Origin of the sequence: Psychroflexus gondwanensis ACAM 44 (assembly GCF_000355905.1) — a bacterium.
Taxonomy (GTDB): domain Bacteria; phylum Bacteroidota; class Bacteroidia; order Flavobacteriales; family Flavobacteriaceae; genus Psychroflexus; species Psychroflexus gondwanensis.
Map to the genome: position 1 here is coordinate 24,311 of NZ_APLF01000002.1, position 23,203 is coordinate 47,513.

General features: G+C 36.5%; 24 protein-coding genes, 1 other RNA gene and 1 pseudogene. 14 read left to right on the forward strand and 12 right to left on the reverse strand.

Annotated elements, in window-relative coordinates; genetic code table 11:
- The first annotated feature begins 631 nt into the window (after window positions 1–631).
- Together PGOND44_RS01495 and PGOND44_RS01500 are read left to right on the forward strand one after the other, a co-directional pair.
- Window positions 632–2,731, forward strand: coding sequence for an amino acid carrier protein (locus tag PGOND44_RS01495; protein ID WP_003435354.1), 2,100 nt, complete (start codon window positions 632–634; stop codon window positions 2,729–2,731).
- A gap of 127 nt (window positions 2,732–2,858) precedes the next feature.
- A pseudogene (locus tag PGOND44_RS01500) lies at window positions 2,859–3,014 on the forward strand (IS4 family transposase); the annotation flags it as partial.
- A 390-nt stretch (window positions 3,015–3,404) separates the two neighbouring features.
- Here PGOND44_RS01500 and ssrA read toward each other — a convergent pair.
- Window positions 3,405–3,806: a transfer-messenger RNA gene (ssrA, locus tag PGOND44_RS15150) on the reverse strand.
- Window positions 3,807–4,080: 274 nt separating this feature from the next.
- Between ssrA and PGOND44_RS01505 the strand changes: the two genes are divergently transcribed.
- The gene (locus PGOND44_RS01505; protein ID WP_003435356.1) at window positions 4,081–5,286 is read left to right on the forward strand and encodes an NAD(P)-dependent oxidoreductase; all 1,206 of its coding nucleotides are present in this window, start codon (window positions 4,081–4,083) and stop codon (window positions 5,284–5,286) included.
- 163 nt (window positions 5,287–5,449) lie between these two features.
- Here PGOND44_RS01505 and PGOND44_RS01510 read toward each other — a convergent pair whose 3' ends face one another.
- From PGOND44_RS01510 to gcvT, 4 genes are all read right to left on the reverse strand, one after another.
- Window positions 5,450–6,073 (reverse strand): NAD(P)H-dependent oxidoreductase, encoded by a 624-nt coding sequence (locus PGOND44_RS01510; RefSeq protein WP_003435358.1) that lies wholly within the window; start codon window positions 6,071–6,073, stop codon window positions 5,450–5,452.
- A gap of 91 nt (window positions 6,074–6,164) precedes the next feature.
- Window positions 6,165–6,452, reverse strand: a complete 288-nt coding sequence (locus tag PGOND44_RS01515; protein WP_003435360.1) for a 4a-hydroxytetrahydrobiopterin dehydratase — start codon at window positions 6,450–6,452, stop codon at window positions 6,165–6,167.
- A gap of 47 nt (window positions 6,453–6,499) precedes the next feature.
- Window positions 6,500–7,354 carry a sugar nucleotide-binding protein gene (locus PGOND44_RS01520; RefSeq protein ID WP_003435361.1) on the reverse strand — a complete coding sequence of 285 codons (855 nt, stop codon included), beginning with the start codon at window positions 7,352–7,354 and terminating at the stop codon, window positions 6,500–6,502.
- 43 nt (window positions 7,355–7,397) lie between these two features.
- Window positions 7,398–8,480 (reverse strand): glycine cleavage system aminomethyltransferase GcvT, encoded by a 1,083-nt coding sequence (gcvT, locus tag PGOND44_RS01525; protein WP_003435363.1) that lies wholly within the window; start codon window positions 8,478–8,480, stop codon window positions 7,398–7,400.
- Between the two features lie 177 nt (window positions 8,481–8,657).
- Here gcvT and PGOND44_RS01530 point away from each other — a divergent pair, with 177 nt between their 5' ends.
- On the forward strand, window positions 8,658–9,305 hold the full coding sequence (locus tag PGOND44_RS01530; RefSeq protein WP_003435365.1) for a response regulator: 648 nt from the start codon (window positions 8,658–8,660) through the stop codon (window positions 9,303–9,305).
- Here the strand turns inward: PGOND44_RS01530 and PGOND44_RS01535 are convergent.
- Both PGOND44_RS01535 and PGOND44_RS01540 read right to left on the reverse strand, forming a co-directional pair.
- Entirely contained in the window at window positions 9,302–9,997 is a 696-nt protein-coding gene (locus PGOND44_RS01535; RefSeq protein ID WP_003435367.1) for a hypothetical protein, read from the reverse strand. The genes PGOND44_RS01530 and PGOND44_RS01535 overlap by 4 nt on opposite strands.
- 2 nt (window positions 9,998–9,999) lie before the next feature.
- Window positions 10,000–11,415, reverse strand: a complete 1,416-nt coding sequence (locus tag PGOND44_RS01540; RefSeq protein WP_003435369.1) for a S41 family peptidase — start codon at window positions 11,413–11,415, stop codon at window positions 10,000–10,002.
- A gap of 97 nt (window positions 11,416–11,512) precedes the next feature.
- Between PGOND44_RS01540 and PGOND44_RS01545 the strand changes: the two genes are divergently transcribed.
- The 5 genes from PGOND44_RS01545 (at window position 11,513) to PGOND44_RS01565 (ending at window position 13,965) form a co-directional block, all read left to right on the forward strand.
- The gene (locus PGOND44_RS01545; protein WP_003435371.1) at window positions 11,513–12,022 is read left to right on the forward strand and encodes an RNA polymerase sigma factor; all 510 of its coding nucleotides are present in this window, start codon (window positions 11,513–11,515) and stop codon (window positions 12,020–12,022) included.
- Window positions 12,009–12,443 carry a hypothetical protein gene (locus PGOND44_RS01550; protein WP_003435373.1) on the forward strand — a complete coding sequence of 145 codons (435 nt, stop codon included), beginning with the start codon at window positions 12,009–12,011 and terminating at the stop codon, window positions 12,441–12,443. The genes PGOND44_RS01545 and PGOND44_RS01550 overlap by 14 nt, the downstream gene beginning before the upstream one ends.
- A gap of 4 nt (window positions 12,444–12,447) precedes the next feature.
- Window positions 12,448–12,981: a DUF4252 domain-containing protein gene (locus PGOND44_RS01555; protein ID WP_003435375.1), complete on the forward strand. Its 534-nt coding sequence runs from the start codon at window positions 12,448–12,450 to the stop codon at window positions 12,979–12,981.
- A 1-nt stretch (window position 12,982) separates the two neighbouring features.
- On the forward strand, window positions 12,983–13,516 hold the full coding sequence (locus tag PGOND44_RS01560) for a DUF4252 domain-containing protein (protein ID WP_003435377.1): 534 nt from the start codon (window positions 12,983–12,985) through the stop codon (window positions 13,514–13,516).
- Window positions 13,517–13,596: 80 nt separating this feature from the next.
- Complete coding sequence (locus tag PGOND44_RS01565; RefSeq protein WP_003435396.1) at window positions 13,597–13,965, forward strand: DoxX family protein; 369 nt, start codon at window positions 13,597–13,599, stop codon at window positions 13,963–13,965.
- Here PGOND44_RS01565 and PGOND44_RS01570 read toward each other — a convergent pair.
- Entirely contained in the window at window positions 13,962–14,663 is a 702-nt protein-coding gene (locus PGOND44_RS01570) for a hypothetical protein (RefSeq protein WP_003435398.1), read from the reverse strand. The two genes, PGOND44_RS01565 and PGOND44_RS01570, sit on opposite strands and share 4 nt — an antisense overlap.
- Window positions 14,660–15,256 carry an acyl carrier protein phosphodiesterase gene (locus tag PGOND44_RS01575; protein ID WP_003435400.1) on the reverse strand — a complete coding sequence of 199 codons (597 nt, stop codon included), beginning with the start codon at window positions 15,254–15,256 and terminating at the stop codon, window positions 14,660–14,662. The genes PGOND44_RS01570 and PGOND44_RS01575 overlap by 4 nt, the downstream gene beginning before the upstream one ends.
- A gap of 102 nt (window positions 15,257–15,358) precedes the next feature.
- Between PGOND44_RS01575 and glmM the strand changes: the two genes are divergently transcribed.
- Entirely contained in the window at window positions 15,359–16,744 is a 1,386-nt protein-coding gene (gene glmM, locus PGOND44_RS01580; RefSeq protein WP_003435401.1) for a phosphoglucosamine mutase, read from the forward strand.
- A gap of 7 nt (window positions 16,745–16,751) precedes the next feature.
- Here the strand turns inward: glmM and PGOND44_RS01585 are convergent, their stop codons facing one another.
- On the reverse strand, window positions 16,752–17,633 hold the full coding sequence (locus tag PGOND44_RS01585; RefSeq protein WP_003435403.1) for a lysophospholipid acyltransferase family protein: 882 nt from the start codon (window positions 17,631–17,633) through the stop codon (window positions 16,752–16,754).
- Between the two features lie 53 nt (window positions 17,634–17,686).
- Here PGOND44_RS01585 and PGOND44_RS01590 point away from each other — a divergent pair, with 53 nt between their 5' ends.
- The 4 genes from PGOND44_RS01590 (at window position 17,687) to yaaA (ending at window position 20,880) form a co-directional block, all read left to right on the forward strand.
- On the forward strand, window positions 17,687–18,334 hold the full coding sequence (locus PGOND44_RS01590; protein ID WP_003435405.1) for a rhomboid family intramembrane serine protease: 648 nt from the start codon (window positions 17,687–17,689) through the stop codon (window positions 18,332–18,334).
- Window positions 18,335–18,404: 70 nt separating this feature from the next.
- Window positions 18,405–18,962, forward strand: a complete 558-nt coding sequence (locus PGOND44_RS01595; protein ID WP_003435406.1) for a PASTA domain-containing protein — start codon at window positions 18,405–18,407, stop codon at window positions 18,960–18,962.
- Window positions 18,963–18,994: 32 nt separating this feature from the next.
- Window positions 18,995–20,032, forward strand: a complete 1,038-nt coding sequence (locus tag PGOND44_RS01600) for an RluA family pseudouridine synthase (protein WP_003435408.1) — start codon at window positions 18,995–18,997, stop codon at window positions 20,030–20,032.
- An 86-nt stretch (window positions 20,033–20,118) separates the two neighbouring features.
- A complete protein-coding gene (yaaA, locus tag PGOND44_RS01605) occupies window positions 20,119–20,880 on the forward strand; it encodes a peroxide stress protein YaaA (protein WP_003435409.1) in 762 nt (253 codons plus the stop codon).
- A 245-nt stretch (window positions 20,881–21,125) separates the two neighbouring features.
- On the opposite strand, the gene PGOND44_RS01610 is transcribed toward yaaA, so the two are convergent.
- On the reverse strand, window positions 21,126–21,485 hold the full coding sequence (locus PGOND44_RS01610; protein ID WP_003435413.1) for a DUF779 domain-containing protein: 360 nt from the start codon (window positions 21,483–21,485) through the stop codon (window positions 21,126–21,128).
- Window positions 21,486–21,607: 122 nt separating this feature from the next.
- Window positions 21,608–23,107, reverse strand: a complete 1,500-nt coding sequence (locus tag PGOND44_RS01615) for an aldehyde dehydrogenase family protein (protein ID WP_003435417.1) — start codon at window positions 23,105–23,107, stop codon at window positions 21,608–21,610.
- Window positions 23,108–23,203 lie beyond the last annotated feature (96 nt).

A 23,203-nucleotide genomic window follows, 5' to 3' on the forward strand; every position in this document is an offset into this window, starting at 1 on the left:
ATTCTGATGTGGAATTAATGTCCCTGCTTATAAAATATTTTAGGATTGATCTATAACGGAGTGATATTAGTGACGATGGTATTGGGCGCTCTAAAATCACTATTTTCCAAATCTTTGTAACAATGTGCCAGTTTTTTATAGTTAACGGCATAGAAGTACCCAATAGTATGGCAATCGAGAGTCGTAGTTCCTACTAAACTAGTTTAACAAAGAAGCGAGCTCGGTGGTCATTCAGGTTCCCTTTGCTGCTAAATTCCGATCTCTTTGGATAACTTTTTTAGTTATTTTGTCTATCCAACTAAACCATTTTACGCGAAGATATATTTTGTATCCGTGTAGTGGAAGCTTGAAAAGTGACTTCTTTGGTAAAACTTTTAGTTATTTATACTCGCAAGGTTTCTTCTTTTGGCTTGATATTCCGTTCTTCTAAATAAAAATAAAGAACCGTTTCACTTTATTTCTTATTTTTACTAAATCAAAATGATCCAGTAAAAATTGTTTCAACAAAAGCATTATTAAATCTAGATCTTACTCAATTTCAAAATAAATATCTTGATTTTCTTGGGATGACTTCTGCTTATTGCTTATATTGTAATTGTCCATATATAATTCGCGAATACATAAATATGAGATGATAAAATCTAGACTTTTTCTCCTTTTGACTCTGATGCTTATTACTTTTGCTACTTCTATAGCTCAGGTTGAATCTGCCGGTGAAATGAAAGTTCAATTGGAACTACTCAATCCTTCCTCCGAAATTAATAATGGAGTGGCAAAGGTAGTAGTTGAGGGTGGCCAGGCTCCCTATCAATATAAATGGAGTAATGTAAACACGCCTTTAATTGCGGCAGAATCGGTTGGTTTGATTGAGGGGATGGAACATTCCGTACTTGTAAGCGATGCCAGCGGAAATAAGGTTTCGAAGACATTTACCATTCCTACAAAATCGATAACCGAAATTTTCAACAGCAAAGTACAGCCGGCGGTGGATGTGCTGGGAGCCGTTCTATTTTGGGATGCTTTTGCTACCCTTGGAATATATGATCCTGTAGTTTACAGTTCTTATAAAAATATACCCCTTCCGCGAATCGAAGTATCTGCCGATGAGGAATACCTCGTAAAAAAATGGTTGGCTCCAGAGGGAAGCCAGGTCAAAAAAGGTAACGAGATTGCAGTGCTGGAAGGCAATAATAATACAGAATATTCTGTTTATGCTCCGGCCGAAGGAACTTTAGAACACGATACCAAAGAAGGATCTTCGATTTCCAGATTGCCCGAAACAGGTTCTTTTAATGCTCCGCTCCTTGGGGTAATCCAATTTCAAGATCCCCAACCTCTTTTACATCCCAACGGAGATATAAAAACCAACAACCTTCCTTTCATTGTTATCTGGCTTATTTTGGGAAGTATTTTCTTTACCATACGTTTAAAGTTCGTAAACATTCGAGGGTTTCGGCATTCTTTAGATTTGGCAAGGGGAAAGTATGACGATCCCGATGCTCCCGGCACGATAACGCATTTTCAAGCTATGGCCACCGCGGTATCGGCCACAGTGGGCCTGGGAAATATTGCAGGGGTAGCGGTGGCGATTTCCCTTGGAGGTGCGGGTGCAACTTTCTGGATGTTTCTCGCAGGTTTTTTCGGCATGTCTTTAAAGTTTGCAGAATGTACTTTGGGGGTGAAATATCGCTTTATTGATGACGACGGTCGCATATTTGGAGGACCTATGAATTATTTGCGCTATGGTCTGGAAAAGCGAAACCTTGTGAATTTGGGGAAATTCCTGGCAATACTCTTTTCGGTTCTTGGAGTAGGAGCTTCATTTGGCGGTGGTAATATGTTGCAGTCAAATCAGGCTTTTAAAATAGTATCAGAGCAAATTCCCTTTTTTCAAGGTCAGGGATTCTGGTTCGGAATTGGTTTCGCCATTTTGGTAGGCGTAGTGATTATTGGTGGCATTAAAAGTATCGCCCAAGTGACTGCGAAAGTAGTTCCAGGTATGGCCATTTTATACGTGTTGGGTTGTTTAGTAGTGATAGGTTATCATTTCGAATATATTGGAGGTGCTTTTTTAGCCATTTACGATGGTGCTTTTTCTGCAGAAGCTTTGAAAGGTGGATTTATTGGCGTTTTGATCATAGGCTTGCAACGCGCCGCTTTTTCTAGTGAAGCAGGAGTAGGATCGGCCGCAATTGCTCACAGTGCCGCCAAAACCAATCACCCTATAGCCGATGGCTTCACTTCTTTGGTTGAACCTTTTATCGATACGATGCTGGTTTGTACCATGACTGCCCTGGTTTTGATTTTTACTGGAAAGCATGAAACCAGTAGCGGACTGGGTGGCGTAGAACTTACCGCTGATGCCTTTGGAAGTGTAGTTTCCTGGTTTCCTTCAGTTTTGGCGGTCGCGGTATTTTTATTTGCTTTTTCTACTACCGTTTCCTGGTCATATTACGGAATGCGCTCTTGGACCTTTCTCTTTGGAAGAAGTAAAAAAGTGGAACTGACCTTTAAAATAATGTATTTAGGTTTTGTAGTATTAGGTGCTTCGGTAAGTTTAGGAGCTGTTTTAAGCTTCGCCGATATGATGATTCTAGCCATGTCCTTTCCCAATATCATAGGATTGTATATTATGGCTCCTGAAATCAACGCCGACATGAAAATTTACTGGCAGAAATTAAAAGATGGAAAATTGCATATCAATTCAAAATTCGTCAAAGCTGAAGATTAATTTATTATAAAATACTCAAGTTTCACACCCACTGTTTACAGGCTTTGGGCGATAATAAATAGCATGAAAACCAAGGTAAACCCCCGGTTTTCATGCTATTTAGGTTACCGCACATAAAGTACAAAACTTGCTACAACACGAAGAGATTGCAAAAACTCGAGAATTAAAAGAAAAGTTTAATAAGGTTTGGGTGAGTTCAGAATATTTACAATCACATCTGAATATTTTAGGTTTTGATAAAATAAAAAGCCGGTTCAGTTGGTGCAAGCAGGCAGGTTCTAGCAAATCAAAAAATCAACTGGAGAGCTTTTTGGGAACATGAGGTTAAAAATTAAGCTTCTCCCAAACTAAATAGAATTGATAAAAAGCGGCTTTAGTAGTGATATAAAGCCGCTTTTTTATGCTGGATGTTAACTAAAGACAGGGCTTTAAAATCCATACTTTATTCAGAACATTTTTTATAATAATTATCACTCTAAAAAAACCAAAATGTAGAGTATTTAATTGACGATATTCTGAATTAATGGGTTGATAATTCTAGATCTGACCTTAAACTTGACGATACTCACAAAACTCAATAATTCTAAACTATTTAGTTTTGAGTTTATTTATTGTTTTAAAAAAAGTTTTAAAACAATAAAACCCTCATATACACTAGGTATATGAGGGTTTATAGTGGAGTCGGGGAGACTCGAACTCCCGTCCAAACAAGCAATTCAATAGTCTTCTACACGCTTAGTTTTCTCTTGGATTTTCGAGACAAGACTGGCTGAAAACCACCTACCTTGTCCTTATCCTCAATTGAGTTTCACCAAAACATCAAGACCCTGTTTTAGCTATATTTACTTTACCGGTGCCTCTGGTGCAAACGCCGCAAATCAAGGCTTTTGCGAGACATCTTAGCCCGTTACCTTGTAACGGTTAAGCATATCCTACTGTGATTCGGATTATGCAGCCAAGGCGTAGTTATCTTCGCCGTTTAAAAAAGTGTGAAACATGAGATTTACGAGCTGTATCCCAGCGCTCGGCGTGCTTACCATCCAATTGGCCTTGCTGTCAAAACCAAATCGACCCCATACTTACAAAGTCAGTAATTGAAGTTAAGCTTTCTACCACTTTATCTGTCAATGATCTTAAATTGGGCGTTTCCCTTTGGTCGACTCTCGTCTTCCAAAGCGCCGGGCTATCCGCTATATCCTCATTCCGATAAATATCGGGAATGAGGGATGCCGCTTCTATCCCTTACGCGGGTCACTTCAATATTAAAAGGAAGTTACCTTTCCAACTAGAACTGCAAAAGTAGATATAAATACTATCTTTGAAGCAAAAATCATCTTAAAATAAAGCCTATGAAATTTGGACTTATCAAAGAACGCAAAACGCCACCAGATCGTCGCGTGGTTTTCTCTCCTGAAAAAGCTAGAACAGTCCAAATTCAATATCCCCACCTGGAATTTGCGGTAGAGTCTTCCGATATTCGCATTTTTCCAGATACTGCCTATGAGCAGCAAGGTCTGGAAGTCACCGACGACTTGTCCAGTTGCGATGTGCTCTTGGGAGTTAAGGAAGTTCCTATGGAGGCTTTGATTCCTAAGGCATCCTATTTTTTCTTTTCCCACACCATCAAAAAACAACCCTATAACCGAGATTTACTCAAGGCTGTTTTAGAGAAGAATATAGAGCTCTACGATCATGAAGTGATTACCAATCCCAGAGGAGGTCGGCTTATCGGTTTTGGTCGCTATGCCGGTTTGGTAGGAGCCTATAATGGTTTTCGAGCTTTAGGCTTACGCGATGGTCTTTTCAATTTGCCTAAAGTAGAAGGTCTTTCAGACTTAAAGGCTCTTCAGCAAGAGTTGGATACTATTCAAATTCCCAACCTAAAGATATGTTTGTCTGGTTTAGGGAAAGTCGCCAAAGGCGCCAAAGAAATTTTAGACCATCTACAGATCAAAAAAGTAGGAGTAGAGGAGTACCTCAATGCTTCTTTCGATGAGCCGGTCTACACAATTATCAATGTGATGGATTATAACCAGCGCAAAGATGGTAAACTTGGAAAGACTTCAGAATTCTTTTTGGATCCTACACCTTATGAGTCCACGTTTATGCGTTTTGCAAAAGTAACCGATTACTTTATTGCTGGGCACTTTTACGGCGACCATGCTCCATATTTAATAACCCGAGAAAACGCCAAGCATCCTGATTTTAAGATCAACCTTATTGCAGATATTAGTTGTGATATCGATGGACCAGTGGCGTCCACTGTAAGACCTTCAACAATTGAAGATCCGTTTTATGGTTATGATCCACAAACCGAGTCGGAAGTGGCCTTCGATGCCGAAGGTGCAATTACGGTAATGGCGGTCGATAACCTACCCTGTGAGCTTCCTAAAGACGCTAGCGAAGGCTTTGGCGATATGTTTGCAAAGCACGTGATTCCTGCGTTTTTCAATGGAGACCTTGAGGGTATTTTGGAACGGGCTAGAATGACTAAAGATGGACAGCTTACGCCTCGCTATAGCTATTTACAGGATTTCGTAGATGGAAAAGAATAATTTAAAATCGAATGATTTTTTAGGACTTATATTTGGTTTCAATTTCAACCCGAATCGACAATAAATCCAAAAAATATCGATTAAATTAATTCTTAGCCCTAATCAAAAAAAAGACTTTTCAGGGATCTGAAAAGTCTTTTAAAGTATTATAAATAGTTGAGAGTTAGTACTCAATAATTGTTTCTGTTTGAGGACGTCTCACTTTTTGAAAACCAGCAAATTTGTCATCTTCCGCTCTATAACCCACGGGTAAAACCAAAGCTGAGGAAATACCTTTTTCATTGAGGTTTAAAATCCTATCGTAAGCCGCGCTATCAAAACCTTCCATTGGACATGCATCAATCTTTTCTGCTGCACAAATAGTCAATAAATTACCCAAAGCTAAATACGCCTGATTGATCGCCCATTTTTTGATATCCTGATCAGACTTTTTACCAAAGTCCTTAATCAAAAATTCTCGAAAAGGTCTGATGGTCTCATCTTTTGCATTTCGGATTTCCTTCTGCAGTTCAAAATTATGATTGATAAATGGTTCATCAACACTATTTTCGGTGCATATCACCAAGACGTGAGAGGCAGATTTTACCTGAATTTGATTATAACTATGCTCGAAAAGTTTATCCTTAAACTCTTGTTCTTTAATCACCAACAATCTTAAAGGTTGCAAACCGTAAGAAGTAGGGGTTAAGTTGAATGCTTTTTTAAGCATTTCCACTTTAGAGGGATCTATGCGTTTGGAGTCATCAAACTTTTTGGTTGCATATCTCCATTCTAGGGCATCAATCATTGCTGTCATATTTTAATTCGGTCAAAGGTAAAACTTAACTTAGTAAAGTGTTTAAGTTTTAATACAATTAACTCAACTTTTGTTAAATATTCTAGTTTTCAGAAACGATAGATTCTATAGTTTTTGCCATTTTAAAATCTTTTTCAGTAACGCCACCTGCATCGTGAGTCGATAAACTGATTTCTAAGGTGTTGTACACATTAAACCAGTTGGGATGGTGTTGCTGAGCTTCAGCTTCAAAAGCAATTCTCGTCATGGCAGAAAATGCGTCTTTAAAATCATTGAATTCTAGTGTAGTATGAATAGCGTCTTCGTTATAAGACCAGCCCTCTAATGATTCTAAATGGCTTTCAATTTCTTTTGTGGATAATGGTGTCATAATATTCTTTTTTTAGTGAGTCCATAAAATACAAAAATAAACTGATTTTATGACTGAAGTTTTGTTGAATTTTTAACGACCTCTTCAATGGTAATTTGCAGGTTTTTTGGTAAGATATGAGTTTTAGGAATAATGGCGATATACCGGTCTTCATTGGAGTTGTATACATTTTTGAAAATTGGGTTTTCCAAACCAAAGCCTTTTAAAATATCATGTACTAGTTCTTTATGATGGATGAGGTCTTGACTGCCAAGATGGTAGACTCCTTCAAGATCGCGATTGATGAGGTAATGGATTTGTTGAGAAAACTTATCGTGAGTGGTAGCATTCATTACCACATTTGGAAAGACTTCAATAGGTTCTTTTAAGTCATATAGCAGCTTTAATTCTTTCACCCTTGGGGAATTATGACCGTATATCATCGGTAATCTTACAATATTGTAAAGGTGATTAGGAATTCTGAGTAAGGCATTTTCAATCTTTATTTTAAATCTGCCGTAAACACTTTCAGATAGAGTTTTGTCGTACTCATAGGAGGGGTAGTTGCTGAACACATCAAAAACGTTGGCAGACGACAAAAAAATCAATTTCTTCTGAAACTTGATTAAATAGGTAATCATCTCAAAATGGGCGTGAGTTTGGGCTGCAAAGTCACCTCGAATACAAGAAATGATAAGATCTGGAGCCAGTTCTTCTAACAGAAGGCTAATGGATTCCGTTTCAACATCCCATTGGAACATGCGTTTGTTTTTTTCTAAGTCAGTATGATCTCTTGCGAAAGTGCCATAGACATCATAATAAGGGGACAACTCCTTGAAGAGGGCATTGCCTAGAAAACCACTAGCACCGAGAATTAGTATTTTTTTGGTGTGTTTGATATACTTAAAAACTTGATATGCCATTTCCGAAATTTAGAAATGGCTTAAGATTATATAAAATTTAGGCTTAAGCCTTGTAAAATGGAGGCTTTACAATAGTCGCTTTTATTGTTTTCTTTCTGATTTGAATATAGATAGATGTTCCAAATTTAGAGTGTTTTGTTTTAACATAACCCATACCGATAGCTTTTTTAAGACTTGGGGACATTGTACCCGAGGTCACATGTCCTATGTCATGGCCTTCTTCGTCTACGATAGCGTAACCATGTCTGGGTATACCTTTATCCTCTAGTTCAAAAGCAACAAGCTTTCTAGAAGGACCATTTTCTTTTTCCGCTTTCAGCGCTTCAGCGTTAATAAAGTCTTTAGTGAATTTAGTAATCCAACCTAACTTAGCTTCAATTGGAGAGGTTGTTTCATCGATGTCGTTACCATATAAACACATGCCCATCTCTAAACGCAAGGTATCTCGAGCAGCTAGTCCAATAGGCTTGATTCCGAAGTCTTTTCCAGCCTCTAATACAGCTGTCCAAATCAATTCAGCATCTTTATTTTTAAAATAAATTTCGAATCCTCCGCTGCCTGTATATCCCGTGGCCGAAATGATCACATCTTGAGCTCCCCCAAACTCGCCTACAGCAAAATGATAAAATTTGATTGCAGATAGATCAAGGGGTGAAATACTTTGCATGGCTTCCAAAGCTTTTGGGCCTTGTATGGCTAACAACGAATACTCATCGGATAGATTGGTAGCAATCGCATCAAATGTGTTGTGTTGGTTCACCCACTTCCAATCTTTCTCTATGTTGGAAGCATTCACTACCATCATAAATTTTTCGTCGTGAAACTTATAGATGATGAGATCGTCTACAATTCCTCCTGTTTGGTTGGGCATACAGGTGTATTGTGCTTGACCGTCGATAAGTGTGGAAGCATCATTACTGGTTATTTTTTGAATAAGCTGTAAAGCCTCTTTTCCTTCAATAAAAAATTCACCCATGTGGGAGACATCAAAAACACCTAGATGTTGCCTTACGGTCTCATGTTCTTCGTTCACTCCAGTATAAGATACAGGCATATCATAGCCTGCAAAAGGGACTATTTTAGCTCCAAGTTGTTTATGAATTTCGGTAAGTGCAGTTGATTTCATATCGCTTCTTTTAGAAGTTGCAAATTTAAAATTTAAATCAAGATTGAGCTCAGCAAATCCCTCATTTCATTAAATAAAACAAAGGTTTTACTTTTTTAGCATCTATGTGCGAATAAAGTTGTAGTTTTAAATCTACTTTTATATCTTAGTATAAAATTTTTATCCAACCAAACTAATTTGAAAAAAATTACTAAAATCATTCTGGCAGACGATCATGATGTAGTTAAGCATGGAGTAGAGGCTCTTTTGCGCCAAACAATCTCTGGTCCAGACATTATTAAAGTATCTTCTATCAATGAGTTGAGGAATCAAATGCTGTGTCAAAAAGACATTCACCTTATCATTTTGGACATTAAAATGCCAGGTGGGAATACTGTGGAAATCGTAAAAGACATAAAAGCTAATTACCCACAAACCAAAATTCTGATGTATTCCGCTCACGAGGAGCCCCAATATGCCGTCAATTTTATTAGAAATGGAGCAGATGGATACTTAGGAAAATCACAACCCCTTCAAAAAATAGCCTTAGCTATTAAAGTTTTAGAAAACGACAAACGGTTTGTAGATGAAAATATTGAAGATGAGGTATTTAATAATAATGGAGCAAATGATCTATCCTTGTCTAATATTTTGTCACATCGAGAATTTCAGATATTAGCTCTTTTGTCAGAAGGCAAGACGAATATTAATATTTCAGATGAGCTTAATCTTCAGAAATCAACGGTGAGTACTTATAAGAAACGCATCATGCAAAAGCTAAATATCAATAATAATATTGGGCTAGTGGATGCGTATAGAACAGACTATAACACCTCCGTCAATTAAGACATTGCCCTAGATAAAACTACTTCCACAGAAATCTGTTTTAAAGTATTGGTATAGGAAGTTTCTGCTTGTAGCACTTCCAATACCGAGTTGATAAAAGGTTGCTGTTTTAAGTCATTCATTATGATGTCAATCTTTGAGTCATCTATGGGCTGACTTAGATCTCCACTTAAAGTGATTTTCAAATCTTTTCTACACGGGATCACTTCAATTGAATTTAATTGGAATTCAATCTTCCTTAATTCATTAATCAATGAAAATAAAAGATACTGATAAAGCTCGGGAAAATTCACAGCTTTAGCAGTTAGTTTTCCTTTTAAGTTTATAGATTTTTCGTCCAACTTCAGCAAGTCTAGGCTTGAAGATAAGAGTTCTCTTAGACTTGTTTTCGTTAACTCAGTTAGATGTAGTGTAGACTTTCCCTCCGTGACGAGTTGGTTGGCTTCCTCGCTAAGTTTGATAGTAGAGGAAGAAATAACACGGCCCGTTTCTATTAAGTCTTCTTGACTATTACTCCCGATTTGAGATTGAAGAATTTCCGAAGAAAATTTTAAATAACCAAGAGGAGAGGCTAAGTCGTGAGATACTTTGGATACTAATGACTTATATTCTGCTTTTGAACTTAAGTACAAGAGTATAATCTCAACTTGTCGTTGTAAATTTTTAAATATCAGCTGGTTTTCCTCGTCCAAGATTATTTCTTTTTATAGTCTATATACATTCTTTGGAAGCTGGGAGAACTCATGTTGTCTTCGCCTAAAAGCTCAATAGAGTGTATTGATTTCACTCCATCTGGCGTGCGAGCAAACCCAGGGATAATTTCCTGAAGAGCTCTATTGAGTAGAGTTTCATTGGGATCCCCTAGTATACCGAGGTTTGGAAAACTTTCTCCTAACTCAATATCTGGCTCTAAACCATCGAAAAAGTCTGTAAACCCATCCTTATTGGCAGTCTTTAAAATTAGCGGCTGAATGGCGTAGGTATGTTCTAAACTTACGTTGTTTCTGGTATAATCTTCAGAATCATATAGCGTGGCGGAGCCTTCAAACTTACCTTCGGTTGTGGTGCCAATTTGGACCACATCGATGTAAGGGTTTAGCGCATTGATGACTAGTTCACTAGCAGAGGCTGAAGAGCCTGTGGTTAAGACAAAAACGCGAGATAAGTTTAAGCTGTTAATGGCTTCACCAGTATTGATTTGGTTATCAAAAATGAGGTTTTCGGGTTCAAAATTGGTATTGAAAAGCTGTTGAGCGAAAACCTGGTCGTTGAATTGTCCTGTAATCATACTCGATAAGTCTTTGGCCGTTTCGATACTCCCACCAGAATTATATCTTAAATCCAAAACTAGGTCGCTAATACCTTCAGTAGCAAAATTTGCAAATACAGCATTGAGCTCCGTATTAAATGGGGTTCTAAAGTTATTATACATCAAATAACCTACTTTAACGCCATCAAGATCTAAAACACGATGATCATGGATAGGGTTTTCTGTCAATTGAACTTTGTTTAAAGCAACTTCTTGGTCAAGTTGGACAAGACCTCCATTTTGAAATTCTGCCAACCCAATGGAATAACTCGCAGGATTGAGGAGCCGATTAAAATCTGTATCTGGTGAAAAGACTGTTCCGTCTATACGGTTAAAGATCATACCTCTTTCCAAACCAGCAGAGTCCGCAGGGGAACCTGGAATAACATATCTCACGTAGCCAAAAACCGTATTGGTTCCAATAAATCTAACCAAACCAAATGCCATTCCGTTATCAAGTGAAATTCCATCTAAACTTTGTTCGAGTGCAACAAAATCGGATACTAGAAAACTAAATCGATCCTGGTCTGCCAATAGAGAATTGAAAAATTCTGCAGGGAATTCTACACTCCCCAAAAAGTCTCTATACTCTGGAGTGCTTTCAAATCTATCGTCTGCCAAATCTGGAGAATCGCTTTTGTATACATAAAAGATATTCATCGCCTTCCAGATATAATCTTTAATATTTTCTTGATTTGCAAGCTCGTTGATGTTGGTAATGTTATCATCCCGGTCGTCTTGGCAAGAATTAAGGAATAAGAGAGATAGGCTTATAAACGCAAAAAGTTTCAATACTTTCATTTATCAAATTTTAGATAAAAATAAACAAATTTGCGAAAGTTCTTTATGAATGTAACAAAACATATCTTACGTCGTCTTCTTTAAAAACAGACTCTACATGACTTCTGAAGATTATAACAAACATATACTGCCCGTAAGAGATAAAATCTTTAGGTTTTCACTGCGTTTGTTGTCTTCTGAAGCTGCAGCTAAAGATGCAACTCAAGATGTTCTTATGAAATTATGGAATAGGAGAGCGAAGTTATCGGCGGTAACCAATGTAGAAGCTTATGCAATGACGATGACCAAAAACTTATGTTATGATGTTTTAAAATCCAAACACCACAAAACGCTGGAGTTGGTTCATAATTCTTATTCTGAAACCAACTCAGGTCTTGGATCTCAAATTGAAGCTAGAGACGAAGTCGACTTGGTCAAAAAGTTTATTGATGCTTTGCCAGAGCAGCAAAGAGCTATCATACAGTTAAGAGACGTCGAGCAATTTTCGAATAAAGAAATTGAAGACATTATGGGAATGAATTCCACATCTGTGAGAGTCGCCTTATCGAGAGCTAGAAAAAAGATTATGAACGAATTGAAAAAAACCTCCGCCTATGGACTTCAGTAAAGCATATATAACCAAGTTGTTGGATCTTTTCGACGATGGAGAAACAACCTTAGAACAAGAACGCGACTTAAAGTCTTACTTTGCTAGCGAGTCTTACGATAAAGACTTCGAGCCTTACGCTGTTTTATTCAGCTATTTTGAAACTGAATCGAAAACCACTTCGCAAGTAGAAGTAGATCTCCAATCTTCTAAGCCCAATAAGTTCTTATGGCTCAACGTGGCGGCGAGTATAGTTGTTATTCTCGGTGCAGTATGGCTTTTTACATATTATGAAAAGCAACAGGATATACAGGCAGCCAGAATAGCTTTCGAAAAAACACAAAATGCACTTAACTTTCTGTCCTATAATATGAATGAAGGTTTGGAAAAATTGGAATATATTGAAGTATTCAACACTCAAAAAAACAAAATAATAAAATAAAGCTATGAAACGAATTAAAATTTTAGGTCTAATAATGACCATTGCTTTTTTAAGCACCAAATCTTTTGCACAAGATTTTTCTAAATACGATAATATAAGAGAGATCACCTCTATTGTCGTTAACAAAAGCATGTTTAAATTAATGAGTAAACTCGATCTCGGCAGTGATGACGAAGATGTGAAGGCCTACTTGGAGCTAGTAGAAAATCTAGATGACATAAAGGTGTATACCACCGAAAGTCTTGACTATGGAAAACAGCTTCAGGCTGATTTTAACATCTTAAAATCTAAGAATAATTTAGAGGAATTGATGCGAATCAAAGATGATGGTAAAAATGTAAACTTTTACATTAAACCCGGTAAAACAGATGACTATGTGAGTCAACTCTTGATGTTTATCAATTCTTCAGAAGCTTCAGATACGCAATCGGTTTTGATGGTCATCAACGGGAATATTGACTTGAAAAACATTTCAAAGTTAACCAGTCAAATGAATATCCCTGGAGCAAAATCTTTAGAAAATTTAAAAGAACAATAAGATGAAATCATTTATAATAGGGGTAGTGGCTTTAAGTGCTTTATGGGCTTGTAATTCCAACCCAAGTCTCCAAAAGTACTTAGTAGAAAAAGAAAGTAATCCTGAATTTATTTCTGCAAGTTTATCCATGGATCTTCTTATTCAAAACCTAGACAGTTTAAGTCCAGAGGAAAAGAAGAGTGTTAAGAAGATAGAAAAAATAAATGTTCTTGCTCTTTTAAAAGATAAAGGAGAATCTGCATTAGAAGCCGAAAGGACCGCATTGCGCTCTATCCTAAAGCAACCAGAATATAAGTCTCTTATTAATTTTAACGGGGCAGACCGAGAGGCTAAATTTCTGTATTCTGGTAATGAAGAGGATATTCAAGAAATTGTCTTTTTTGGATATGATTTAAAAATGGGGATGCTGCTGCTGAGAATGAGAGGGAGTAATATTGAACCCAATGATATTTTTAAAATAACCCAAATGGGAGACCAGCTTAACCTAGGAGCAATTTCTGGTTTTGAGGGTCTTATGGAAGATTCAATGCAATAAGCTTAAAGGGCCATTAAAATTATGTTATAGGCTCTTGTTTTTTAATTTTATTTAAGATATTTATGAAAAATTAATCATTTATGGATATTCTTATTATAATTTTAAAAGTCATTATTGCTGCCGGTATTTTAAACGTCTGGTTATTAAGGTTTAACCTTAAAACTGAATGGAGAGGGAATGGAGCTGGTAATATGAATGAAGAATTCAGTAATTATGGCTTACCGAGTTGGATGGTTCCTGTAATTGGTTTTCTTAAAATAGGTTTTGCTGGACTTTTGATAATAAGCATTTTTAAAACGGATGCCAATCTTGGTTTTATTGGAGCTGTAGGTATGGGGGTTTTAATGATAGGTGCTATTGGTATGCACATCAAAATTAAAGATTCTCCTAGGCGTTCACTACCTGCTTTTTTAATGCTTGTAATGTCCGCTATTATTGCTTTCTTTTAGTTTGAAGTTTCAAGGTTTGTGATGGAAATCGGTAAACCAAAAATTGATTTTTCCGTAGATAAAATCATATCAGACTGGGTTTTTACCCAGTCTTTCCATTTGGCGGTAACTCCACCTATTGGAATTATAGAAACCCACATTTTGAAAGCTTTGGGTCTGTAATTTTCATCGACAATCCAAAGATAGGAATCTCCGGGTGTAGTCCCCCCAGAGGTATAGGTTATCAATAAGGCTTCTTTTCCTTCCGTATTCACAACACGTCTTTCTACTTCATCATCCATCAGTTTATAAGGGGCAATTAGCCAAAAGGAATCATTATTAAAATTCTTAATGGCCCTCTGGATGTGTTGTTGACGTATCTTGTCGTCCATAACTTTAGGAGATATAATTTGACTAGAGTCGTAATCTTTTAAATTTAACCTCACCACCTCGTCACCAGATTTTACCAGCACATAATTTTCATCTTTGTGCCATTCATAAGAATGCATTCCCGCAAACGTCCAGCTAATCACCTTGGTGTTTTTATAAGCGTCGTAGTTAAGTTCTTTTAAAATCTCTTTGGCTAATTCATCTGCCTTTGCACCTTCTTTGCCCTCTGGCAAGTCTTCAGAAATTATCACTCCAATTGTCGTTAGTAATACAAGGACACAGAGGATGATAATTCCAAGAACCTTAAGTGTTTTCCAAATCCATTTCATAAATTCTGATTGATGCTTTTAATTTTTTCTTTACAAAACGCTCTTATGTCTTCAAAAAACGATTCAAACTCATCTTCAAATTCTTTTTGATGATCTATATAAATATCTACTCCCTTTTGGAGAGAAGTCTCATGCTTGGTCTTGTTGTTCATTTGTTTTAAAATTTCGCGTAAAGCCTCAATGCTAGCATAACTCACTAGCCAGTTATGTTCTATCATGTAAGGAACTGCTCTGGATATTTTCTTGGGTAAGATATCCATATTTGTGTCTAGAAGCAGATAAAAATCCTCTGCAAACAGGTTTAAATCCACTTCAGAATAGGTGTTCCAATGCTTAGCCAATATATGATCGTAAATCATATCGATAACTACGCCGTTGTAATGTCCCACAGCATCAAAAAAGCGATGGGCTCCTTTTGAGACCAAAGGGTGATGATCGGTAAAATCGTCTATAGCTCTATGGAGTATAATCCCTTTTTGGATGTCTTTTGGAAATTCTTTATAAGACTTTCCTTTAATTTCATCGGCGATAAAATTTCCTAGTTTTAGAAATTCATCATTTCCAGAAAGGTAGATATGAGCTAAATAATTCATTGCCCTAAAGTATATTTTCTTATCACTTTTAGCAAATTATTACGGAGTTAAATCTATGGACTCGTATATTTACACTTAAAAACTTTTCAAATCCAAACAAATATGACACTAATCAAATCTATTTCAGGTATTCGCGGGACCATCGGCGGTAAAGTGGGGGAGAATTTAACCCCCTTAGACATTGTTAAATTTTCTGCAGCTTATGGAAAATGGATCAAAACACAACGAAGAAAAGATAATTACAAAGTTGTTGTTGGTCGGGATGCCAGGATTTCTGGAAAAATGGTTCAATCGCTAGTGATGCAAACCTTATCTGGAATGGGTATTCATGTGGTGGATTTAGAACTGTCTACGACACCTACTGTTGCAGTTGCTGTAACTATGGAACATGCCGATGGTGGTATTATTCTTACCGCGAGCCATAATCCTAAACAATGGAATGCCTTAAAGCTTCTCAATAAGGACGGGGAGTTCCTAAATGCAGTAGAGGGAGAACAGATTTTGAAATTTGTAAAAGAGGAAGATTTTGATTTTGCAGAGGTTGACGATTTAGGAAAAATATCATTTCATAATGCTTATATCGATTTACATATTGAAGAGGTGCTAAATCTCAACTTGGTAGAGGTCGATCGGATTAAGGATTCCAAATTTAAAGTGGTAGTCGACGCCGTAAATTCATCGGGAGGTATTTCAATACCCCCTCTTTTGGAAATGCTAGGGGTAGAGGTCGTGAAATTATATTGTGAGCCCACGGGGGAGTTTCCTCATAATCCAGAGCCCTTGGCTAAAAACCTTCAGGACCTATCCAAATTGGTGAAAGAAGAACATGCAGATTTGGGTATCGCAGTAGATCCCGATGTGGATAGACTGGCCTTGGTCGATGAAAAAGGGGAGATGTTTGGAGAGGAATATACCTTGGTGAGTGTAGCTGACTATGTTTTAAGTCGAAAAAAAGGAGCGACGGTGAGCAATTTATCTTCCTCAAGGGCCTTGAGAGATGTCACAGAAAAGCATGGTTGTGAATATTTTGCAAGTGCTGTAGGTGAAGTCAATGTAGTCGCTAAAATGAAAGAAGTGAATGCGGTGATTGGTGGAGAGGGAAATGGAGGAGTGATCTATCCAGAGTTTCACTATGGGAGAGATAGCTTGGTAGGGGTTGCTTTATTTTTAAGCTTATTGGCTGAGCGAGAAATAAAAGTATCTGAGCTCAGGCAGACCTATACGTCTTATTTTATGGCTAAAGAAAAAATAGAACTTACACCAGACTTGGATGTCGATAAGTTGTTGGAGGCTATCGCTAAAACCTATCAAAATGAAGATATAACGACCATTGATGGTGTAAAAATTGACTTTAAAGAGAACTGGGTTCATTTAAGAAAGTCCAATACAGAACCTATCATCAGAATTTATACGGAAGCAAAAAGTCAGAATGAAGCTGATAATTTAGCTCAGCGTTTTATTTCTGAACTTAGAGAGCTTAGCAGCTAAATTAAATCTATTCGCTGGAAATTCGACTGTGTTTCCAGCGCTTATGAGTCCAAAGATAATATTCTGGGGCTTCCCGTATCTGGCTTTCGACCAATTTTAAAAACTGATCTGTAATGTCAAAATCAGCAAAGCCTTTGGGTTCTTTGGCAATTGTTTTAAACTTGGCTTCATAGTGTCCGCGTTTAACTTTAGTGACACTACAAAAAACAACACTGGAGTCCAGTTTTTTAGCTATCATTTCTGCACCGGTATGGACAGGAACTTCTATGCCCATGAATTTTTGCCAGTGAAAAGCTTTATCAACTTTAGGCGATTGATCTGAGATAAAACCACTAATGGATGTTTCGTTTTTGACTTTTGCCTTTAGTAAAGTTGGAATAATTTCTTTTGTTGTAATAAGTTCAGTATTATATTTAGCCCGAATTTTTTTAATCAGTTGATCGAAATATTTATTTCTTAATCTTTTATAAACAGCGTAACCCCTAGATTTTACGTGTCTTTGCATAATAAAAATCCATTCCCAATTACCATAATGAGCCATCATTATAACAACGCTTTTCCCTTCGTCCTCAATTTTTTGAATTTCGTCAATATTAATAAGTGTATAGCGTTTTTTGATGTCTTCTTCAGAAATGGTTAAGGATTTGATAGATTCAAAAATCAAATCGCAAAAATGTTTATAGAATTCTTTAGCAATTTTTGCTTTCTCTTGCTTCGATTTTTCAGGAAAGGCTAAATTCAAGTTTTCAAGAACAACTGTTTTACGGTATCTGAAAATTCTAAAAATCAATATAAAAAAGACATCGGAAAGGAAGTATAAGACCTTAAATGGCAAAATTGAAATCAACCAAATAAAGGGATAAACTAAATAAAAAACCAGTGCATGCATCACTCAAAATTTCGCCAAAGATAGGTATATTTGGCGTTTACTGATTTAAAATTATGGGTGGAATCGATTTAGTTATTATAGCCGTTATTGCAGCGAACGTTTTGATGTCTTTTAAAGGATTTAATGATTTTCAATTCTTCAACAAGTACAAATTTGAGGTGTCTTCTATCAAGGCAGGCGATAAAATAAGGATTTTGAGCTCTGGATTTCTTCATGTGGATACGACTCATCTTTTTGTAAATATGTTGACCCTCTATTTTTTTGCTTCTAGTGTTACAAGTTTTTTAGGGACAACGGGGTTCTTGTTGGTCTACTTCGGAAGCTTGATTATAGGGAATTTATTGTCTTTTTATTTTCACAAAGATGAATATGCTTATACGGCAGTAGGAGCCAGTGGTGCTGTAGTTGGTGTTCTTTACGCTGCCATTTTGCTCCAGCCCGATATGATGTTAGGTTTGTTTTTTATTATTCCTATGCCAGCGTATGTATTTGGAATAGGTTATTTATTTTATTCCATTTGGGCGATGAAAGCAAGAAGAGATAATGTTGGCCACGATGCTCACTTTGGAGGAGCTATGGGAGGGTATTTTATCACTCTATTGCTATCGCCTTGGGTGCTAAAAGAACACTTGCTAATGGTCATTCTACTAGCAGTTCCTATTTTAGTTTTGTTTGTTTTACAAAAGATGGGAAAACTATAATTTTGAGAATATACGCTTAGTTCATTTCATTCTATAATTCGCTTATCTATATTTGTATTTAATCTCACTTATGAAACTTTTTAAATTTATATTCAGTAAGACTTTTTTGCTTCAATTGATTCTAGCACTGGTTGTTTTAGTCGCTTTGGTATTTGGGGCTTTAAAGTACCTTGATGTAACTACCAATCACAACGATACGATTGAGGTTCCTGACCTTTCAAAGTTTCAATTGGATATCGTAGATAAGAAACTTGAAGAAATGAATCTGAGAAGAGAAATATTAGACTCAGCTAGTTTTAATTCAAAATACCCACCATTTTCAGTCTTGGATCAAGTTCCAAAACCAGGAAAACGCGTAAAAGCAAATCGAAAAATATACCTTACGCTTAATCCTTCGGGATATATTGACGTTGAAATTCCTCAGAATTTAATTCGAAAAACAAGGCGACAGGTAGAGCCTACATTAATAGCTTTAGGCTTTGAAATTGGAGACATTATAATGAGACCCGATATTGCTAAGGGAGCCATATTAGAATTAAGGCATAAAGGAGAGACCATCGAAGCTGGGGATTTTCTGCAAAAGACCAGTACCATAGACCTAGTGGTTGGAGATGGTAGTTTAAGATAAAATAATCAATAAGAGTTTACAAGACAATTAGTATGCAAACACAGGAGGACTTAGACGCAAACGACGACCTTTATGAACACCATAGCTTTAAAGCGAACAAAGGTCAGGAGCCACTTCGTGTGGATAAATATTTAATGAATTTTATTGAAAATGCAACGCGTAATAAGGTGCAACAGGCCGCTAAGGACGGTAATATTTATGTAAATGGGATTCCTGTAAAACAAAATTATAAAGTTAAAGCAGGAGACGAAGTTAAAGTTCTTTTAGCTTATCCTCCGTATGAGAATTTACTCACTCCAGAAGATATTCCTTTGGATATTGTTTATGAAGATGATGTTTTACTTGTCGTGAACAAGGCTGCTGGTATGGTTGTTCACCCAGGTCATGGGAATTATTCAGGGACTTTAATTAATGCTCTTGTTTATCATTTTGATAATTTACCCAATAATAGTAGTGATCGTCCGGGACTCGTCCATCGCATCGATAAGGATACCAGTGGACTTCTTGTGGTAGCTAAGACCGAAGCCGCTATGGCTTACCTTTCTAACCAGTTTTTTCATAAGACTAGTAAAAGGGAATATGTGGCCATAGTCTGGGGAAATCTCGATGAAGAGGAAGGAACCATAGAAGGGAATATAGGACGTAATCCAAAAAATAGACTTCAGAATATAGTTTATCTTGGAGAGGATGCAGATCAAGGTAAGCCTGCGGTAACTCACTATAAAGTGATTGAACGCTTAGGCTATGTCACTCTTATTTCCTGTCAATTAGAAACAGGTCGAACCCACCAGATCCGAGTGCATTTGAAACACATTGGGCATACCTTATTTAATGACGAGCGCTATGGTGGTGATAAGATTCTGAAGGGGACCACGTTTACCAAATACAAACAGTTTGTTGATAATTGTTTTAAAGTTCTCCCAAGGCAAGCTTTACATGCTAAAACATTGGCTTTTGAACATCCGACGACTAAGGAATGGATGGAATTTAATTCAGAAATTCCCGAAGACATGACCCAATGTATCGAGCGTTGGAAAAATTATGCTAAAAACAGCAAAGAAAATATTTAGTATCAACTTCCTTGATAGCTGTATTTTTAATAATTAGTTAACTAGATCCTTAATTTGTTCGATTTCGATTATTTTTAAAATAAAAAATGAAACTCATAGTCTCTCCAGCCAAATCGTTAAATGAAAATGATAAGCTCCCAACCAATAGACATACAACACCAATTTTCGAAGACCTAGCTGCTCAAATCAATCGCAAGCTATCTAGAATGACCAAAGATGAAATAGGTGAATTGATGAGTATAAGTGATAAACTCGCCGATCTTAACTATGGGCGATACCAAGACTTTAAAGAGTCTCATACCCTACAAAATTCTAGACCAGCTATCTATATGTTTGATGGTGATGTCTATAGCGGTATAAATGCTTATACAATTCCCGAAGATAAGATAGATACTTTACAAAAATCTCTTCGTATTTTATCTGGAATGTATGGAATTTTAAGACCTTTAGATCTCATGCAGCCCTATAGATTGGAAATGGGCACTAAGTTGTCTATTGAACAAGACAAAGATTTGTACGCTGTGTGGAAAGAAAAAGTCACAAAGCAGCTCAATTCCGAAATAGCAGAAGGGGAGTTGCTTGTGAATTTAGCAAGTCAAGAATATTTTAAAGCCGTAGATACCAAGACACTTAAGGCGAAATTAATTTCTCCTGTTTTTAAAGATTTTAAAAATGGGAAATTGAAAATAATCAGCTTTTACGCTAAGAAAGCTAGAGGCTCTATGGTGAGGTATATTTTGGATAAGGATGTGGAAACCTTAGAAGGAATTAAAGGGTTTAATTACGATAACTATCATTTCTCTGAAGAATACACTGAAAAAGAGGACGAGCCAGTATTTATAAGGTAATTGCTTTAATTCAATACGATCATAGCATTAACATCAATAAAAACTTTTACCAAAATCGTTTATTTTCCGGTCTGTAAAATCGATTTGAATAATAATGATGCTAGTGGTTCTATTTGTTGGATCCTAACTTGGATGAACAACTAGGTATAATAGTTAGTTTTTTTTATTTATCTCAACTAAGCTTTTATTTAACCCTGATATACTTTAAAAGATGAAATGACTAAAAGAATTAAAAAAGACTAGGGTCACTTATTGAAATGATGCTCTTCTTCTTTAGTCAATAATCTAGATTTAACAACAAATCTATAACCTTCGGGTATTTCTAGCGAAAAGCTAGATCCTCGACCCTTTGTTATATCAATGGTAAGGTGAGTATGTTTCCAATATTCAAATTGAGCTTCGTTCATGTAAAATTTAACTCCTCCAATTTCGCCCATAAAAATATCAGATTCGTCTAAATAAAAGTCTTCTTTGGGTAAAAGCATTGGTGATGAGCCGTCACAACAGCCACCACTAAGATGGAAAATAACATTCCCGTGCTTTAATTTCAACTCTTCTAACGCTTTTTCGGCATTTTCAGTTATATCAACTCTAGTATACACCATAATATTTTTATTCTAATAAGATTAAAAACATACATCTCAACTTTTTAATTTTCCACAATTAAAATCAGAATGAATTAAAAAGTCAAGGCGTATGTTGTAGATGATTTTAAATTGACTGAGATCTAAAAGAATCCAAGTTTATTTTTATCATAAGAAATAAGCATGTTTTTGGCTTGGCGATAGTGGTTGAGCATCATCAAGTGGTTTTCTCTACCAAATCCAGATTTTTTATAACCTCCAAATGGTGCATGAGCTGGGTAATCGTGGTAGCAGTTGACCCAAACTCTACCTGCTTTTATAGCTCTTGGAATTTGATATAGTTGATGTGCATCTCGTGTCCATACTCCTGCACCTAACCCGTAAAGTGTATCGTTGGCAATTTCCAAAGCTTCAGCTTCATCTTTAAATTTACAGACTGCGAGTACTGGACCAAAAATTTCTTCTTGGAACACTCTCATTTTGTTATGACCTTCCAAGATAGTTGGCTGAATATAAAAACCATCAGCATATTCTCCACTAGCTTTGAAGGCTTCTCCACCGCAAAGCACTTTGGCACCTTCTTTTTTACCAATATCTAGATAAGATAAAATCTTTTCATATTGATCGTTGGAAGCTTGTGCACCTACTTGGGTATTCATGTTGAATGGATCTCCCTGTATAATTGCTTTTGTGCGCTCTACAACACGCTCCACAAACTTATCATAGATGTCTTCTTGAACTAAAAGTCGCGATGGACACGTACAAACTTCACCTTGGTTAAACGCAAAAAGAACAGCTCCTTCGATGCATTTATCCAAAAACTCATCATCATGATCCATTACAGAATTAAAAAATACGTTAGGAGATTTTCCACCCAATTCCATAGTCACTGGGTTGAGGTTTTTGGAGGCATATTGCATAATTAATTGACCAGTAGTGGTTTCACCGGTGAATGCGACCTTATTTACTTTTGAACTTGAAGCCAATGGTTTGCCTGCTTCAGGACCAAAACCATGAATGACATTTAAAACACCAGGCGGTAATAAATGACCAATTTTCTCCATAAGGAAAGTTGCTGAACTTGGTGTTTGTTCTGCTGGTTTTAAAACTACACAATTTCCTGATGCTAGTGCAGGGGCAACTTTCCAAGCGAGCATAAGCATGGGGAAGTTCCAAGGTATAATTTGCGCAACTACACCTAAAGGCTCTTTTATAATCAATGAAAGTGTATTTTCATTGAGTTCTGTAGCACTTCCTTCTTCCGCTCTTATAACAGAGGCAAAGTATCTAAAATGATCTACAGCTAAGGGAATATCTGCATTTATGGTTTCTCTTATGGCTTTACCATTATCGTAAGTATCTATGGCTGCAAATTCGTTTAAATTTTCCTCTATAACGTCCGCAATTTTTTGAAGAATAGATGCTCTATGAGCTGCAGATGTATTTCCCCAAGCCACTTTTGCGGCATTGGCTGCATCTACTGCTTTTTCTACATCCTCTTTCTGAGATCGTGGATATTTTGCAATCAATTGATTGTTGGTAGGTGACGTGTTTTCAAAATATTGACCTCCAATAGGATCTACAAACTCTCCATTGATATAGTTGCCATACTTCTCTTTGAATTTTGGTTTTGTGTGATTCATAATATTATGGGTTTAAAAATTAGAATATTATAAAATTAACCATAATTTTATTTAAAATAGAATAATACTATCTTTAAATATCATTATTTTATTTAT